Source organism: Burkholderia cepacia, assembly GCF_029962485.1.
Taxonomy (GTDB): Bacteria; Pseudomonadota; Gammaproteobacteria; order Burkholderiales; family Burkholderiaceae; genus Burkholderia.
This window is the reverse complement of record NZ_CP073638.1, coordinates 995297-1012517: the sequence shown is the minus strand read 5'-3', so window position 1 is coordinate 1012517 and position 17221 is coordinate 995297. Positions and strand designations below refer to the sequence as shown.

The 17221-nt window shown below is 67.4% G+C and carries 13 protein-coding genes; 7 read left to right on the top strand and 6 right to left on the bottom strand.

Annotation, left to right across the window (positions count from 1 at the left end; translation table 11 throughout):
* Positions 1–4: 4 nt before the first annotated feature.
* Complete coding sequence (locus KEC55_RS20955; RefSeq protein WP_282510334.1) at positions 5–1399, top strand: OmpW/AlkL family protein; 1395 nt, start codon at positions 5–7, stop codon at positions 1397–1399.
* An 87-nt stretch (positions 1400–1486) separates the two neighbouring features.
* Entirely contained in the window at positions 1487–2437 is a 951-nt protein-coding gene (gene ppk2 / locus KEC55_RS20950) for a polyphosphate kinase 2 (protein WP_282510332.1), read from the top strand.
* 298 nt (positions 2438–2735) lie between these two features.
* On the opposite strand, the gene KEC55_RS20945 is transcribed toward ppk2, so the two are convergent.
* Both KEC55_RS20945 and KEC55_RS20940 read right to left on the bottom strand, forming a co-directional pair.
* Complete coding sequence (locus KEC55_RS20945; RefSeq protein ID WP_282510330.1) at positions 2736–3323, bottom strand: IMPACT family protein; 588 nt, start codon at positions 3321–3323, stop codon at positions 2736–2738.
* A 474-nt stretch (positions 3324–3797) separates the two neighbouring features.
* Complete coding sequence (locus KEC55_RS20940) at positions 3798–4655, bottom strand: LysR family transcriptional regulator (RefSeq protein WP_282510328.1); 858 nt, start codon at positions 4653–4655, stop codon at positions 3798–3800.
* Positions 4656–4670: 15 nt separating this feature from the next.
* On the opposite strand from KEC55_RS20940, the gene KEC55_RS20935 reads away from it, so the two are divergent.
* Positions 4671–5363, top strand: a complete 693-nt coding sequence (locus KEC55_RS20935; protein ID WP_282510326.1) for a DUF4865 family protein — start codon at positions 4671–4673, stop codon at positions 5361–5363.
* Entirely contained in the window at positions 5360–5485 is a 126-nt protein-coding gene (locus KEC55_RS20930) for a hypothetical protein (RefSeq protein ID WP_282510324.1), read from the top strand. The genes KEC55_RS20935 and KEC55_RS20930 overlap by 4 nt, the downstream gene beginning before the upstream one ends.
* Positions 5486–5558: 73 nt before the next feature.
* Here the strand turns inward: KEC55_RS20930 and KEC55_RS20925 are convergent, their stop codons facing one another.
* The 3 genes from KEC55_RS20925 to KEC55_RS20915 all read right to left on the bottom strand — a co-directional run bounded on the left by KEC55_RS20925 (position 5559) and on the right by KEC55_RS20915 (position 10610).
* Positions 5559–7760: a glycoside hydrolase family 3 C-terminal domain-containing protein gene (locus KEC55_RS20925; RefSeq protein WP_282510322.1), complete on the bottom strand. Its 2202-nt coding sequence runs from the start codon at positions 7758–7760 to the stop codon at positions 5559–5561.
* Positions 7761–8210: 450 nt separating this feature from the next.
* Positions 8211–9278, bottom strand: a complete 1068-nt coding sequence (locus tag KEC55_RS20920) for a glycosyltransferase family 2 protein (RefSeq protein ID WP_282510320.1) — start codon at positions 9276–9278, stop codon at positions 8211–8213.
* Positions 9279–9353: 75 nt separating this feature from the next.
* Positions 9354–10610 (bottom strand): oligosaccharide flippase family protein, encoded by a 1257-nt coding sequence (locus KEC55_RS20915; protein WP_282510318.1) that lies wholly within the window; start codon positions 10608–10610, stop codon positions 9354–9356.
* Positions 10611–11102: 492 nt separating this feature from the next.
* Between KEC55_RS20915 and KEC55_RS20910 the strand changes: the two genes are divergently transcribed.
* Entirely contained in the window at positions 11103–12962 is a 1860-nt protein-coding gene (locus tag KEC55_RS20910; protein WP_348995899.1) for a serine aminopeptidase domain-containing protein, read from the top strand.
* Positions 12963–13116: 154 nt separating this feature from the next.
* Here KEC55_RS20910 and KEC55_RS20905 read toward each other — a convergent pair whose 3' ends face one another.
* Entirely contained in the window at positions 13117–13602 is a 486-nt protein-coding gene (locus KEC55_RS20905) for a hypothetical protein (RefSeq protein WP_282510314.1), read from the bottom strand.
* Positions 13603–13660: 58 nt separating this feature from the next.
* Between KEC55_RS20905 and KEC55_RS20900 the strand changes: the two genes are divergently transcribed.
* Both KEC55_RS20900 and KEC55_RS20895 read left to right on the top strand, forming a co-directional pair.
* A complete protein-coding gene (locus tag KEC55_RS20900) occupies positions 13661–14869 on the top strand; it encodes a polysaccharide biosynthesis/export family protein (protein ID WP_282510312.1) in 1209 nt (402 codons plus the stop codon).
* A 55-nt stretch (positions 14870–14924) separates the two neighbouring features.
* Positions 14925–17192, top strand: a complete 2268-nt coding sequence (locus KEC55_RS20895; protein ID WP_282510310.1) for a polysaccharide biosynthesis tyrosine autokinase — start codon at positions 14925–14927, stop codon at positions 17190–17192.
* Positions 17193–17221: the final 29 nt, after the last annotated feature.

Below are 17221 nucleotides of genomic sequence, written 5' to 3'. Positions count from 1 at the left end.
GCCGATGACGAATCGCGATACTACCCGCCGCCGCGCGCGGCCGGGCGCCGCGCGTCCGCTGTCGCGCTGGATCGGCGCGACGCTGTTCGCGTGCGCGGCCGCCGCGCACGGCGCGCCGCAGCCGGACGGCGATGCGGAGTCGCGCTGGCAGGCCGGCGCCGACGGGATCGGCTTCTGGCCGGGCGGCGATGCGGACGGGTTCGATGCGCGCGCGTGGGCGACCGATACGGAGCCGGTGCGTGGCCGGCGCGAAGGTGCGTCGGTCGACGTGCCGCCACCCGATGCCATTCCGCTGACCGCACGCAAGATCACGCTCGGGCAGCGAACCGGCGGAGCGCTGCGTGCGTGCGCGGCAGTGCGCGACGATGGCACGGACGGTATCGGCTTCGACGGCAACGGTGCGGCCGGCGGCTGCGATCCGGCCGCGCCACACGATGCAACGGCGGATGACGCACCGGCCGGCGGCGTCGTCCACGCGGACCGGATGCCGTACGAGCTGCATCCGGTCGATCCGTCGAGCCTGCCCGATCTGCCGGCCGCACAGGCGCCGCCGTTGCTCGAGCAGCTGATGAGCGACGACCGCAACATGGTCGGCCTCGGCTGGCACTTCATCGCGACCACCGGCCGGTCGACGCCCGTGACGACGCACACCGACGCGCTTGGGCTGAACAGCTTCCAGAACCAGGGTTCGAGCCTGTCGCTGAGCAATACGAACACGCTGGCGTTCACCTTCACGCACTTTTTCTCGGAGAACTGGGCGGCCGAACTCGGGGCCGGCATTCCGCCGGTGCTGACGTTGCGCGGGCGCGGCAGCATCGCGTTGCCGCTCGATCGTATTTTTGCCGGCGTCCCGGGGCGCTTTCCGCTGATCGATCTCGCGAACACGCAAAGCAACCCGCTCGCGACCACGCGGGCGTGGCTCGGGTCCGTCGTGTTCAAGTACTACCTCGGCGAGCGCGACGACCGCTTTCGCCCGTTCGCGGGCATCGGCCTCAGCTATACGCGCTTCACGAACACGAACCTGAACCCCGTGTTCCAGCGCAAGCTGGCGTCGCTCGGCGGGCTGCTTGCGGCGGGCGCGGACATCGGCAGCCTGCAGTCGTTGCTGCTCGACCCGGCGTTGTTCCAGCGGATCTGGGATGCCGGTGGCGACTTGCTGCTGTCGGGCCGGACCAACGTGTCGGCGAAGGTGAAGAGCGTGTGGGAGCCGGTGTTTACCGTCGGTGCGAGCTACCAGATCACGCGCCGGCTCTGGATCACCGGAATGGTCACCTACATCCCGCTGCGCACGAAGATCACGCTCGACATCAGCCAGCCGAACCGGACGCTCGCATCGAATACGTTCGACATTTCGGCGAACCCGGTGCTGGCCAGTGTGCTGTTGAACTTCCGCTTCTGACGGGTATGGCGCCAATTTTCATGAATTTGACGCGCGACACTGGGATAATGGCGGCGTTTGGCTGCGTCAATGATGGAAGGAGGCCCCATGGGCGACAACGATACCCGCACCGAGACCGACAACCTCGCCGATACGAACTCGATGGAAGCGCGCCAGCGTCGTTTCGAGGAGGATCTCGTCGACGCGTACGACGAAGAACTCGAGATGGAACTCGACGACCGGCGCTTCGACGACGGCGACGAGTTGCTGTTTTCGCTAGAGCGTCGCGAGGCGCGCAAGGAATATTTCCGCGAGTTGTTCCGGCTGCAGGGCGAACTCGTGAAGCTGCAGGACTGGGTTGTGAGCACGGGGCACCGGCTCGTCGTCATTTTCGAAGGGCGCGACGCGGCCGGCAAGGGCGGCGCGATCAAGCGCATCACGCAGCGCCTGAACCCGCGCGTGTGTCGCGTCGCCGCGCTGCCCGCACCGAGCAATCGCGAGCGCACGCAATGGTATTTCCAGCGCTACGTCGCGCATCTGCCGGCCGGCGGCGAGATCGTGCTGTTCGACCGCAGCTGGTACAACCGCGCGGGCGTCGAGCGCGTGATGAATTTCTGTACGGACGACGAGTACGAGGAGTTCTTCCGGTCGGTGCCTGAGTTCGAGAAGATGCTCGTGCGCAGCGGGATCCAGATCGTCAAGTACTGGTTCTCGATCACCGATCACGAGCAGGAAGTGCGCTTCCAGGCCCGGATCGAGGATCCGCTGAAGCAGTGGAAGCTGAGCCCGATGGACCTCGAAAGCCGACGCCGCTGGGAGGCCTACACGGCCGCGAAGGAAGAGATGCTGCAGCGCACGCATATTCCCGAAGCGCCTTGGTGGGTCGTGCAGGCCGTCGACAAGAAGCGCGCGCGGCTGAACTGCATCCACCACCTGCTGACCCAGGTGCCGTATCACGAGGTGCCGCACGCGTCGATCGACCTGCCGCCGCGCGAGCATCACGAGGATTACATCCGCCGGCCGACGCCGGACGACATGATCGTGCCGGATACGTACTGACCTGGTTCACCCAGGCGGGTTTTGATAGGAAAAAGCGCACCGCGTCATGCGGTGCGTTTTTTTTGCGTCTTCGCCGGGATCGACGGATTCACGGGACGGGTTTTACAGTCTTTCAAGATATCGAATTGACAGTGTCGAAAGCGTGCCGTAATGTGCGCTTCGATGAGCGTCGTCAACGTCGAATCGAGCCGTTCCGACGCGCCAAAGCATACGACCGCGCCGAGAGACCCACGCGGAAGCCAGAACCTGAGAGCCTGTATAAAAACGAATCCAACGGAGCGTGGCCGAGTGTCGACGCTCAAAGCACCGGGAAACCCGCGCGTCCCTGCGTCAGGTCGAACAGTTCCGCTCGCGCATCGGCCTCGGCGTTTTCCGGCAGCTTGATCACGAGCTTCACCGTCATCCCGTACGCGCTGTCCACCAGTTCATAGCCGGCCTGTTCGATCCAGCGGCGCACGCGCGCCTCCTCGGGGTAGCCGATCTCAATCGCGAGCCGCGTCTGGCGAACGCGCTCGATGCGCTCGGCATCGAGCAGCGCCGACGCGATTGCATCGGTGTATGCGCGTACCAGTCCGCCCGCGCCGAGCTTCACGCCGCCGTAGTAACGCACGACTGCGCCGAGCACACCGTCGAGATCGTGATGGCGCAGCACTTCTAGAATGGGCCGGCCCGCAGTGCCCGACGGCTCGCCGTCGTCCGACATGCCGGACTGGCCGCCCGCCAGCAGCGCCCAGCACACATGAGTGGCCGTTGGATGCTCGTCGCGCAGGCGCTGCAGCGCCTGCATCGCGGCGTCGCGGTCGTCGACGGGGATCGCGAGCCCGATGAAGCGGCTCTTGCGGATCTCGAGTTCGCGGGTGTAGGTGGTGGCGAGCGAGTAACTCATGCGCCGCGAGATGAAAAGTGCAAGGAAATCAACGCGATGATGGTTTTGATGTTGACCCGGGCAGGCATGGGTGACCTGCACGGGCGGGTGACATGAACGGGGAATTTTACCGTGGCGCGCATCGAAGCATGTCGATGCGGTCAAAACGCGACCCAGACGCGGCGGCATCTCCGCGAATCGCGGTGTCCGGATGCCCGGTCAGGGTTGCCGTGACGCCACGGGCCCGGCGCCGATCTGGAGTGCGTACAGATCGGAAACGTCGACCGATCCGTCTTTCGTCCACAGGAACGGATAGAAGCTGAAGCATTGGTCCGTGGCCAGCCCTGAACCTCGGCTTGCCAGCCTGGCCAGCGCATGCTCTCGTAGGAGTCGTGCAGCCCGTTCTTCCAGCGGACGCATGTGTGTTCTCTCCGGGAGAGGCGGTTCGGCATCGGCCAGGCGTGAGCGAGACGACGAGCACCGACGCGTGCGACCTCAACGCATGCCGACCGACGACCTGAGCGCCGCGCCCAGCGTGCGCAATGCCTGCCGCGCACGTGCATCGGTCAGATTCGAATGAAGCACCACGTCGCGTGCCGGCAACGGTGGCAGCCCGTATCGCGTGCCCACGTCGACCGTGGCGGCAGGCGCCACGCGATGCCCGAGCGCCGCGACGGCCAGCCCCGCCGACACCGCCGCGCCGATCGTCGCGACACCGCCGCCGACAAAGACTTCCGTCCAGGCGACACCGGCTTCGTCGAGCGCGCCGACCGCCATGCGGCGCACGCTGCACGGCTCGGCCTGGGTGGCCAGCCGCAGCGGTTGCGGCGGATGGTACTCGAAATCCGCCGCCGCCATCCAGCCGAACGACTCCGACAGGATGGTTTCGCCGTCGAGCCGCCGACTGTCGTGCTGCAGCGCGACGGCTGCGTCGAGCTGGCCGCGATCGAACGCGTCGAGTACGTCGCGTGATGCCGCGACGCGGATCTCGAGCACGAGCGCCGGTTCCGCTTCACTCATGCGCCGCAGCAGCATCGGCAGATCGGCGCCGACGACATGGTGGCTGACACCGATCACCAGCCGCCGCTGCCCGGTGCCGAATGCGCCGACCGCGCCGTGGTGTGCGGCCACCAGTTCGCGCGCGGGCGCCAGGAACGCGGTGCCGTCCGCAGACAGGCGCACCTGCCGTGGCGTGCGCTCCAGCAGGCGGCGGCCGAGACCGTCTTCGAGCCGCTTGATCTTCAGGCTCACCGCCGATTGCGTCGTGTCCATGGCTTCGGCGGCCCGTGTGAAGCTCTTGAGGTCGGCAGTCAGCACGAACGCCTGCACGGCTTCGATGTCGAGTGTTTTCATCGCGCACTCATCCATTTGAAAAGCGAATCATTGAAATATTCTGCCATCGCCTTTTCAAATAACTCAAGCTCTTCTACGCTGTTTCCAGGCCGTTGTGAATTCCACCGTTTCTTTCGTCAGGAGTCGATCATGCTGACCGCGTACTACGTGCACCGCCTGCCGGCGGACTACGACCTCGACATCATCCGCAATCGTGTCCGCGAGCGCGGCAGGTTGTGGGACGACGCGCCGGAACTGCTGTTCAAGGGATTCCTGCTCCGCGAGGCCGGCCGTTTCGGTGCGACGGAAAACGGCTATGCGTCGTTCTATCTGTGGCGCAGCGAACAGGCGTTTGCCGGGTTCGTGACCGACGGTCGCTATCGGGTCGTGACAGACAGCTTCGGGCGCGCGCCAATCGACACGCAGGTTGCCCTCGACGCGCGCAAGGGCGGTGCGTCGACGGGACGCTTCGCCCGTCTGGAAACCATCGATATTCCGGCGGATGCCGACCTCGACACGACGCTTGCACGGGAGGTCGCACGCAATCGCGAAGCGGCGGCGCGGCAGGGTGTGGTGGCGGCGGCCGTGAGTCTCGACCCGCTACGCTGGCGGCTGACGCGTGCGCTCGTCACCGAACACGAGCCGGACGAAGGCGGGGCCGGCACGGTGTACCAGGTTCTGCATCTGGCGCGGCCGCTGCTCGACACGCTGGAAGCGGGCGGTGCGTGATGGCCGGCATCGCGTCGCGCTTGCCGGCCGGCCTGGTGGTAGCCGCGCACCTGGCCGGCATGGTGGCGGCGATCGTCGCGATGGCCGCGCTCGCGACGGTGCTCGCGCTGCTGCTCAGGTAACGCCTTTCGGACGATCGGCAAACACGGGGAAGCCGGGCGCGTGGCGCGCGGTTCCCCGTTGGTTCAGCCGCGATCAGTTGCCTTGAAGCCGGATATCGCGCGACGACGCACCGACATACACCGTCCCGCCCGATACGACCCGCCAGCCATTACGCGACGTATCCCACACGCTTTGCATGCGCGGCGATACGGTCACGCGCACATGCCGCGCCTCGCCCGGATTCAGACGGATCTTCTCCCAGCCGACCAGCCGCTTCGGCGGTTCGTCCTTGTACGGCACGCCGAGATAGACCTGCGGCGTTTCCGCGCCGGCGACACGCCCGTCGTTGCGCACGGTGAAGGCGACGCTCAGCGAGCCGTCCCATTGCTTCGACACCGACAGCCCCGAATACGCGAAGTGCGTATAGGACAGCCCGTAGCCGAACTCGAACATCGGCTTGATGTTGCGCGCGTCATACCAGCGATAGCCCATGTTCAGCTTTTCCGCGTAGACGGGATCGTTGTCGAACGTGCCGTTTTGCCCCCAGGTCGGCGAATCCTGATCGCGCGCCGGGAACGTGACGGGCAGCTTGCCGGACGGATTGACCGCGCCGAACAGCACGTTCGCGATCGCCTTGCCGCCGGCTTCGCCCGGATACCACGCCTCGACGATGGCCGACACGTTGTCTTTCCACGGCATCAGCACCGGATTGCCGCTCTGGACGACGACGATCGTGTGCGGATTCGCACGTGCGACGGCTTCGACGAGCGCATCCTGGTTCGACGGGTTCGCGAGGCTCAGGCTCTGCAGGTCGCCGAAATCCTCGCCGGCCGGCTGCGCGACCACGACGATCGCGACATCCGAGCGGCCCGCGAGTGCCGCGGCCTGGTCGATTTCCTGTTGCGTGTACGCGCGGAACGGCGACTGCTGGTCGCTGTTGCCCGCGTACGTGACCTGCGCGGCCGGCGCGAGCGCGCGGATCGCCGCGACGATCGGCACGTCGACCTTCAGCCACGGATTGCGCCACCAGCTGCAGCCCGTCGACGAGCCGAACGTCAGGCCGCCGCAGCCCGCGAACGAACCCGAGACCGGATCGCGCGTGTTGCCGGAGCCGCCGCCGGACAGCACGGCCGCGTCCGCATGGCCGCCGATCACGGCGATGCGCGACAGCGCCGATGCGGCCAGCGGCAACTGGTTGCCGTCGTTCTTCAGCAGCACGATCGACTGCTCGGAAGCAGCCTGCGCGAACCGGTTGGCGGCCGAGAAATCGATCGTGCCGCCACCCTTGGCCGGATCGTCCATCACACCGACGCGTATCATCACGGCGAGCTTGCGGCGCACCATGTCGTCGAGGCGCGCGGTCGACACCGAGCCGTTCGCGATCGCCTGCTTGACGGCCGCCGGCGTCAGGTACACGGTCGTCCCGACGTCCTCTTCCTCGTCGAGCCCGGCGTTGATCGCGGCCGCGGTGCTGTGCGTGGCGCCCCAGTCGGACTGCACCTGGCCCTGGAAGCCCCATTCGTTCTTCAGCACGTCGTTCAGCAGGTGATTGTTTTCGCACGCATACGCGCCGTTCAAGCGGTTGTAGCTGCACATCACGCTACCGGGGCGACCGCGCTTCGCGGCGATCTCGAACGGCAGCAGGTAAAGCTCGCGCAGCGTGCGTTCGTCGATCTGCGTGTTGCCGCCCATCCGGCCGTGCTCCTGTTCGTTGCCGGCGTAGTGCTTGATCGTCGCGATGACTTTCTGCCGCTGCGTGGCAAGCGTGCGTTCGGCGAGCAGGTCGCCGGCGAGCAGCGGATCTTCGCCGAGATACTCGAACAGGCGGCCGCCGCGCGGCTCGCGCGCGAGGTTGGTGCCGCCGCCGAGACCCATGCCGAACCCTTGCGCACGCAACTGGATCGCGACCTGCTTGCCGTAGTCGTACGACAGCCGGCGATCCCAGCTCGCGGCGACGGCGATCGTTGCCGGAAACGTCGTGCTGGCCTGCGACGTGCTGCCGGAGCCGGTCGCCGAGTCGACCATGTTGAGATCGGGAATGCCGAGCCGCGGCACGCCCTGGATGTAGCCGGCGCCGCCGCCCGGCACCTTGGACATTTCGTATTGCGAATGAATGAACTGAAGTTTCTCGTTGAGCGTCATCTTGCGCACGAGCAGGTCGGCGCGTCGTTGCGCGGCGGCCGACGCGAATGCATCGGTCGCGTCGCCCTGCGAATTGAAATCGGCGTCGCCTGCGTAGGCGGTGGTGCAGAGGGTCGCTGCCAGCACGACGGCCGGCCAGAGTTTGTCCCGCATGTTGCTCTCCATGATCGTATTGCCGGTTGTTCGAATGATGTCTGGAGCTGCGCACGTCCGGTGGATTCGCACCGGACGCATTCGGCTGGCAATGCAGGGTGATTGCGCGTCGGCATGCCAGGCCAGGCGGGGAATCGTTACGGCCGGTTGGGCCCGATCGAACATCGAGGACGGCGACGCGGACCGTCGGACACTGTCGAATCGGATGTAGCGATTCTCTGCAGCGACCAATCGTACGAATGTAGTTTGACTACAGCATCGGTGTTTCTACCGATACGTACGATCTTTTTTCGGATCGGTCGTGTGGTGAGGTGGAAAGACGGTCAACGTTCCCGATCGCGATCGTGCGGTGGCGTAAGAAGTACCTGGATACAGGCGTTTTCGCGCGGAAATGCGTTGACGAAGACGGCCCGGCTCGTTGCGTGCGCATCGAATGGATCACGCACGTCGTTATCGGGCAGCGCGGGTTGCGGTTTGCGAATCGGTCGAGGGGCGGGCCCGCGCGAGCGGATTCGCGATGTAGCGAATCGCGCGGTCGCTGAGTGTCGACGACGGCAGCAGGCACGTGAGCGACAGCCCGGTGACGGCCAGTTTCTTGAACGGCCGCCAGAACGGATTGCGCAGCACGGTATGCCAGTAGCGGCCCGATTCGGACAGGAACCAGCGCCAGCGGCGCGCGAGCGGCGCGCGGTACAGCGTGCTCGCGAAGCGCGCTTTTTCGATCGAGAAATCGAACGGTTCGCCCGGCAGCGCTTCGTGAAGCCGCGTGCCGGCAATGGTGCGCAGCGTCGACCATCGGCGCGCGGCCTTCAGCGCACCGGTGGCGGCATCCTCCGCATTGGCGAACGCAAGATCGGCCGTGCCGCGGCCGGTGTCGCCGGCGGCAGGGGCGGCCGGCTGGTGGACACGATAGCCGCCGAGCGTGGCGTCGATCATGTGGACCGGACCGAGCAGCGCGATCCCGTAGATCGCATAGAAATCGGCGCCGTGCAGGTTGTCGGGCGTGACTGGCACCGGGAAGATGCGCTTGAGCGCGTCGCTTCGGTACGCATTGCCCGACGCAGGCGGCGACGGATACAGCCAGCCCGCGCGCAGCAGGCGGCCGCAATCGGTGGCCACGTCCGACTGCGGGACGGTGACGCCCGTCGCGGTGCCATCCCGCGTAATCACGTCGAGCCGGAAATGCACCTTCACGAAGTCGCCGGAGGCGAACGCGGCCAGCACGCGGGCGGACGCGTCGCGGTAGAGCAGGTCGTCCGCGTCGAGCAGCAGCACGTAGCGGGTCGCGACGTGCTCAAGCGCACGGTTGTATGCAGCGACCTGGCCGCGATTTTCCTGGAAGACCGCCGCGATGCGTTCCCCGTACGAGTGGATGATCTCGCGGGAGTCGTCGGTCGATCCGTCGTCGACCACCAGGACACGGATATCGTCGGCGGTCTGCGCGAGCGCGGAGTCGATCGCGGCACGCAGATAGGCGCCGTGGTTGTAGTTGCAGATTGCAATGGTCAGGTCTGCCATGAGCGGCTCCCGCATGAACTGGGTTCGGGCTTCTCGGCGCGGGAAACCGGCACCGCGCCGTCATGCGGCCGCATGCTAGCGGCGCGCAAGGGAGCTGCCGGGCAGCGGAATGCCGGCGCGATAGACGACGGCCGCGAGCGCGGCGGCGACTGCAGCCTCCGCGACCAGCACGGCGGCCGCGGCGCCCAGTTCCGCGAAGTATTTCGCGAGCACGGGCAGCAGCACGATGTTCAGGATGCCGGACGACATCAGGATGCGCGTGAAAGCCGTCTTCATGCCGAGCGGCAGCATGGTTTGCACGCCGAACAGGTCGGTCATGCCGGCCATGAACGGGATGAACGCCATCCAGCGCAGCACGTGAACCGTCGGTTCGTACGACGGGCCGTACAGTATGCCCACGGCCAGCGGCGCGCCGAAGAAAATCACGAGCGAGATGCCGAGTACCAATACGACTTGCACGACGAACAGCTTGCGCAGGAACGAGAACGCGTCGTCGCGTGCGTGCCGCATCAGGTAGCTGATGCGTGGATAGGTGGCGGCCTTCAGCGGCTGGAGCAGGCTGAGCGCCGCGCGGATCAGCTTGTCGCCGGCGGCGAAGTAACCGGCCGCGACGTTGCCCGACACGAAGCCGAGCAGCACGGTGTTGGTCGATGCATAAAATGCGATCGACGTCGACGCGAGAAACACCTGCCAGCCGCCCTTCAGCGATTCGGCGATGTCGGCCACGCCTACGCGGACAAAGTCGATTTCGCGATGGAAGTACAGGTAGATGGCCAGCGCGATCGCCGACAGCACCGGCACCGCGGCGTTGACGATCATCGCGCGATCGATGTCCGCCGGGCTGTGGACGAGCGCGAACATCGCGGGCAGGCTCAGCACCCGGCCGACGAACAGGATCACGCTGAGTGCGCGCAGCTTCTCCATCCCCTGGAAATACCAGCCGGGCGTGAAGGCGACGCCGGCCACCATGCCGAAGCCGATCAGCAGCAGGTCGCGGTCGTCGCCGAAGCGCCCGATCAGCAAGGTGAGCAGCACCAGCACGACGAAACAGATGGCCGCGATCCCGATCTGCGCATACAGCGTCGCCCAGAAGATGCGCGAGCGCTCGGCGCGGTCGTCGCGTGCGAGCGCGATGCGCGGCGTGGCGGTCAAGTCGAAGCTGTAACTCGTGCAGTTGGTGAGATACGCGATCACTGCCAGCGAGAACGCGAGCTGGCCGTAGCCTTCCGGGCCCAGTGCGTGCGTCAGCAGCGGCGCGATCAGCAGCGGCACCGCATACATCGAAATCTGCAACGTCAGCAGCAGCAGGAAATTCTTCTTGAGGTTTGACATTCGCTCGGTCGGCGCCGTTGGGTATCGCATGGCGGCGGGTTGCGTGCAGCCGTACGGATGCGCGGCCGGTCGGCGCTGACCCGGCTGCGAGGATTCGCGACCCGTTCCGGCGGCGCCGGTTTTGACCGGCAATGCCGGCACGGGCAACATCGTATGGCGGCCATGATACGGGCCGAACAACGGGGCATTGTTCGCGAGCCTACCGTTCGCGGATTCCGTTCGCATGACGGAACGAATCGCGAAAGGGGGCCGGCGTTGCATCGCGCCAGTGATGAATGCATTTGTAAGCTGGCGCACCGAAGGGCGGTCGGGCCCGATGATCTAATCGGACACATGAAACACGGCGAGCGGGCCGCGCAGGGGCGCGGCGGATGGCTGCAGCCGGTTTCTGCCAGCGCCGGCCCGCGGCTGGAATCGCGCCATCGCGTATTCCCGCGGTACCGCCGGCGCGGTTGTGCACGGAAAAACAAATACCGATCCGAGGAGTACCGAGTGAAGCCGATAACGTTCGGCAGCTGCGTCGGGTGGCTGCACGAAGGACAGACGGCACAGGGTGTGATCCTGTGCGAATCGCTGGGCCATGAGGCCGCATGGACGCACAAGCTCATGCGGGCAGTCGCGGAGCGTCTCGCCCGCGAGGGCATCACGGTGTTGCGGTTCAACTACCCGTGCGCCGGCGATTCGGCCGGCGACGATCTCGACGCCGGACGGTACGCCGCCAGCGTCGACAGCATTCATCGTGCGATCGACCTGCTGCGCGACGAAGCCGGCGTGACCGCGCTGACGCTCGTCGGCATTCGCGCGGGCGCGCTGTTCGCGATGCTGGCCGCCGCCGGCCGACGCGCGTCGCCGCGCGTCGATGCGATGGTGGCACTGTCACCGGTCGTGCGCGGCCGGGCGTACCTGCGCGAGCTGTCGTTCGTGCATCGCCAGTGGCTCGATACGATGCCGCCCGCGACCCGCGCTGCGCATCGCGACGAACCCTGCATGAACGTGCTCGGGCATCGCTTCCCGGCCGAATTCGCCGATGCGCTGAAGGCCATCGATCTTTGCGACGTCGTGCGCGATGCGCCGGTGTTGCCTGGCGCGATGCTGTTGGTCCAGCCGGAGCAGGGTGACGGGCCTGCGTTGCGTGACGCACTCGTGGCACGTGGCGTGGAGGTGACGTGCGATCCGTTTCGTGAATGGTCCACGACGATGCTCGACGGCACGCGTTCGCACCTGCCGCACGCGGCGATCGACACGGTGGTGAATTGGATCGTCGCGCGCGCTCCGGGCCGGGGCGTCGCCGCGGCGGCTGCCGGCGTTCCGCCGCGCGCCGTGCATGCATGGAGCGGCGAGTCGGCCGTCGCGCTCGACATGGGCGACATGACGGAGCAGGTCGTCGCGGTCGGTTCGAACCGACTGGTCGGCGTGCTGTGCCGCCCGGCCGACACGCCGCCGGCCACGCCGGTCGGCCCGGCGCTCGTGATCGCGAACACGTCGACGAATCCGCGCAGCGGCGAAGGGCGCTTCGGCGTACGTCTGGCCCGTACGCTGGCGCGAGCCGGCGTGACGACGTTGCGGATCGACGTGAGTGGCGTGGGCGACAGCGGGCCCGATGCACCGGACGACCAGTCGGGCGTCGTGTATTCGCCTGAGGCGATCGACGACGTCGCGGCGGCCGCCGACTGGCTGCGCGCGATCGGTCATCCGGACGTCATCGCGGCCGGCATTTGTTCGGGCGCCTACGCGGCATTGCATGCAGCGGTGAAAACGCCATCGCTTGGCGGCGTAATCGCGATCAACCTCGCGCGCTTCGTGTGGCCGGTCGGGCTCACGCTCGAAGCGGCGCAGAAACAGCGGATCAACTCGGTGCGCGGCTACTGGCTGTCGGTGCGCGACTGGCGGCGCTGGAAGCGGCTCGTCCTCGAACGGCGCGATGTGCGCCCGATCCTGCGCGCGGTGGCCGCCAACGGGATCGCACGCATCAGCGTGCCCGTGAAGAGGGCGGCCGCGCGAATCGGCTGGAAGCCGCGTGCCGGTACGCCGCGCGGCGTGATGCGCGAGCTCGCGCAGCGCAACGTTCGGACGATGCTCGTCTACGGCGCGCTCGATCCAGGAATCGACGATGTCCGGCGTCACTTCGGCGCGGTCGAGCACGCGTTTCGGCGCTCGCGCCACGTGCGGCTGCACCTGATGCCGCAGGTCGATCACGCGCTGTACGGCATCGCGGGAACCGCCGCCGTGATCGATCTCTGCACGCAGATGTTGAGCGGCGACTCGGATTGGGCGGTCGTACGCGTTGCCGATCCGTCGGCACCCGACGCGGCCGGCCGCTCCTACGCGAATGTGTCGGTCAGAAGTTCCTGACGCCCGCCGCGCGAGGTGGGGCGGTTAGGGGGGGCGATCCCCGTTCGCATGAAGATCGGCGTTCGGTGGGCTTGCTCACAGACGCGCCCGTCGCGCCGGTGTCCAATCCCGTATCGGTGCGAGCGCCGTTACACCGGCGCATGACCGGGCGACATCAGTCGGCGTCACCCGGTTGCGCGTAAGGCGATGTCGTGTACGGCGATGCGTACAGCGTGCCGGTATCCCATGCGCCGTCGCCGGATGCGCTTGCGGCTTTCGGACGGCCCGGCCGGCTTGGCACGAGCGGCCGACGCAGCACGCCACGGGCACGAGATTCCGGTTCCACGTCGGCACGGGTGGCGGGAAGTGCAAGGCCCGGAGCAGCGGAATCGGAAGCCGGCGTCGCGGCGCTGACCGCCGCGGTCTGGGCTGAACGTTGCCGTGGGATCGGCAGGGTCGGGTCGATCGCCGCAGGCGAGATGAAGGCCGGCGTATCGGCCGGGTCGGGGCGCAGCGACTGCGCATCGGCGGCGCAGGCGAAGCCGGCCGACAGGATGCAGACGAGTGACGAAAGCGACAAAGAGCAGTTCATGACGAATCGTACGGAATGACGTGCGGTGACGAAGGAAGCGCGGCGCCGCAATGCGAGCCGCGCAGGCAAGCGTAATGCCGGAGCCCGCCGCGTTAGGCGGGTTACCGCACAGTTTCGGAAGGACACCATGTCAACGACGACGCAAAAAGAATCGACACGTGCGATGCGGCAGTCACGCACGCGCTGGCTGTCGCGCGTGACGCTGGCGGCGACCGTGTGCACGCTGAGCGCGTGCGCGCTTTCACCGGGCATGACGTATTACCCGCCGGCCGAACGCGACGCGAATGCGCGCGTGAGCGCCGACGCATCGGGCGCGGGCGGTCTCGATGGCGTGCAGAATGTGTCGAGCGAAGACCTGATTGAGATCACGCCGGCGTACGTCGAGCAGCAACATGCGGCACAGCATGCGAATGTCGATGCCGAAATCCGCCAGTTGTTCGGCACGCCGAAGCCCTACGTGATCGGCCCCGGCGACGTGCTGAACATCGTCGTGTGGGATCACCCTGAACTGAACCTGCCGACGACCCAGACGACGGGCGGCGGCGATGGCGTCGGCGCGAGTTCGGTCGCGACCGGCTACACGGTGGACGCAAGCGGCAGCGTGCAGTTCGCGTATGCGGGCCTCGTGCACGTGGCGGGGCTGACCGAGGCGCAGGCGCGCGCGGTGCTGACCAAGCGGCTCGGCGAGTACGTGCGCAAGCCGCAGATCGCGGTGCGCGTCCAGGCGTACCGCAGCAAGCGCGTCTATCTCGACGGCGAAGTGCGCACCCCGGGGCTGCAGATCGTCAACGACATGCCGATGACGCTGCCTGAGGCGATCGACCGCGCAGGCGGCTTCACCACGACGGCCGACCGCTCGCAGGTGTCGGTGACGCGCGGCGACAAGACCGTGATGGTGAGCCTGCCGGCGATGCTGGCCGCGGGCATCAACCCGACGAACATCCTGCTGCGCGATGGTGATCTGGTACGCGTGCGCGCGGCGAGCGACAGCAAGGTGTTCGTGCTCGGCGAGGTGTCGCGTCCGGCGACGCTGACGCTGACAGACGGCCGGATGAGCCTCGGCGAGGCGCTCGGCGACACGGGCGGCGTCAGCCAGTACACCGCGGATGCGCGGCAAGTGTTCGTGGTGCGGCGCGGACCCGGCAACCGGCCGCAGGTCTTTCACCTTGACGGGCGTTCGCCGGCCTCGTTCGCACTGGCCGACCGGTTCCCGCTCGAGCGTCGCGACGTGGTGTTCGTCGATGCGTCGTCGCTGGTGCGCTGGAGCCGTGTCGTCAACCTGCTGATTCCGTCGTCCGCGCAGGGTGCGCTGACGGCCAAGGCCATTTCGCCGTGAACCTCGTGACGGATCGCGCAATTGCGATGCGTCGCGTCTACGGGACCGATCCTGTATGAACGCCCAGACTCTCCCTGACCCGCACGACGGGCCCGCGCTGCGGCCGTCCTATCCGTACCGCCGCTACTGGGCCATGCTCCACGGCGGCCGGCGGCTGATCCTGTGCACGGCGCTTGCCGGTGCGCTGGCCGGGGCCCTCTATGCGCTTTGCGCGCGGCCGGTCTACCGGACCGACATCCTGTTCCAGGTCGAGCAAAGCCCGACCGAGTCGAAAACGAACTCGCCGCCGGGCGACCCGTCGTCGGTGTTCGACCTGAAGACCGATGCGTCGACCGAGATCGAGGTGCTGAAGTCGCGCGCGGTGATGGCGCGCGCGGTCGACGACACCAACCTGGCCATCGATGCGCGGCCGCATTACCTGCCGGTCATCGGCTGGCGGTTCGTGAACGCGGCCGACGGGCTGTCGTCGCCGCTGCCGGGCGGTTACGTGTACGGCACGGAGCGCATCGACGTCCCGACCTTCGACGTGCCGAAGCGTTTCGTCGGCAAGCGTTTCGCGCTCGTCGTCGGCAACGGCGGCACCTATACGCTGCAGCGCACGGGATTGCTCGGCAGGACCGGGCCCGTCTGGCAGGGCAGGATCGGCCAGCCGCTGCATGTCGAGACGCCGCAGGGGCCGCTCGACGTGTTCGTGCGCGACGTGGCGGGCGAGCCCGGCGCACGCTTCGACCTGACGCGCTACGGCGAAGAAGAGGCGACCGCGTGGCTGCAGAAGAACGCGCTGATCTCGGAGCGCGGCAAGCAGTCGAACATGATCGGCGTGACGCTCGACGGCCCCGATCCCGTGCACGACAGCCGCGTGCTGAATGCGGTCGGCGACGCGTATCTGGCGCAGAACACGCAGCGCAAGTCAGAAGCGGCCGACAAGCTGATCCGCTTCATGGATGCGCAGTTGCCGCAACTGAAGGCACAGCTCGAAAAGGCCGAAAGCCGTTTCAACGCATTCCGCGCATCGCACGGCACGGTCAATACGAGCGACGAAGGGCTTGCGCTGCGCCAGCAGTCGGTCGACATCGAGACGCGCGTGCAGACGCTGCAGCAACGCCGCGAGGAACTGCTGACGCGGTTCATGCCCAAGCATCCGGCCGTCGTGGCGGTCGATGCGCAGCTCGCCGATGCGCAACACTCGCTCGACACGGTGCGCAAGCAGATCCAGCAACTGCCGACCGTCGAGCAGGGCGTGCTGCAGCTGCAGCGCGACGTGGCCGTCGATACCGCGCTCTACACGAACCTGCTCAACACGCGTCAGCAGATGATCCTCGCGCGGGCCAGCAAGACCGGTACCGTGCGTATCGTCGACGCGGCGAAGATCGCCGAGACGCCCACCGGGCCGCATCGCGGGATGGCCGTGATCGCGTCGCTTCTCCTCGGCCTGCTGGCGGGCGCCGCGGTTGTGATCGTGCGGCAGCGGGTGGCCGGAACGGTCGGTGACGCCGAGGAAATCGAATGGTCGACGGGCTTGCCGGTGTTCGCGGCGGTGCCGCACAGCCCGCCGTCTGACCCGACCGTGCCGCCGTCGAAGGCCGCGCGGCGGCGCAGCGGGCGCAAGCCGGCGATGCCGGTAGCGCCGGAGGGCGCGGCGCTCGAAAGCCTGCGCAATTTCCGCACGGCGCTGCAACTGGCGATGCCCGCCGCGCCGAATAGCGTCGTGCTGATCTCGGGGCCGACGACGGGCGTCGGCAAATCGTTCGTCGCGGCGAATCTTGCGTCGCTGGTGGGCGCGGCGAAGCGGCGCGTGTTGCTGATCGACGCGGACCTGCGCAAGGGATCGCTGCACGAGCAGTTCCGCTTCGGCCGCGCGCCTGGCCTGTCCGACGTCGTGGCCGGCACGCACGGGTTCGACCAGGCGATCAGGCGCGATGCGGTGCCTGGCCTCGATTTCATGGCGATGGGCAACGTCGTGCCCGATCCGGGCGAACTGTTGCTGCAGCCCGCATTCGCCGAACTGATCGAGCACGTCGCGTCACGCTACGACATGGTCGTGATCGACGGCCCGCCGCTGCTGCCGGTGGCCGACGCGCTGGTGCTCGGACGCCTGGCCGGAACCGTGTTCCTCGTCGCGCGCAGCGGCGTGACGACGCTGGCGGAACTCGACGAAAGCGCTCGACGGCTCGAGCACGCGCAAATCGACGTGCGCGGCGTGATCCTGAACGACTTCAAGGGCGCGTCGGGACGGTACGACTATGGCTACACGGAGGCGAACACCCATCAGGCCGCATCCGGCTACACCGGCGTGATGGGCGCGCGCGGCCCGGCCCGCTGAGCGGCGAGCGCGTGGCGCCGCCCGGCAAG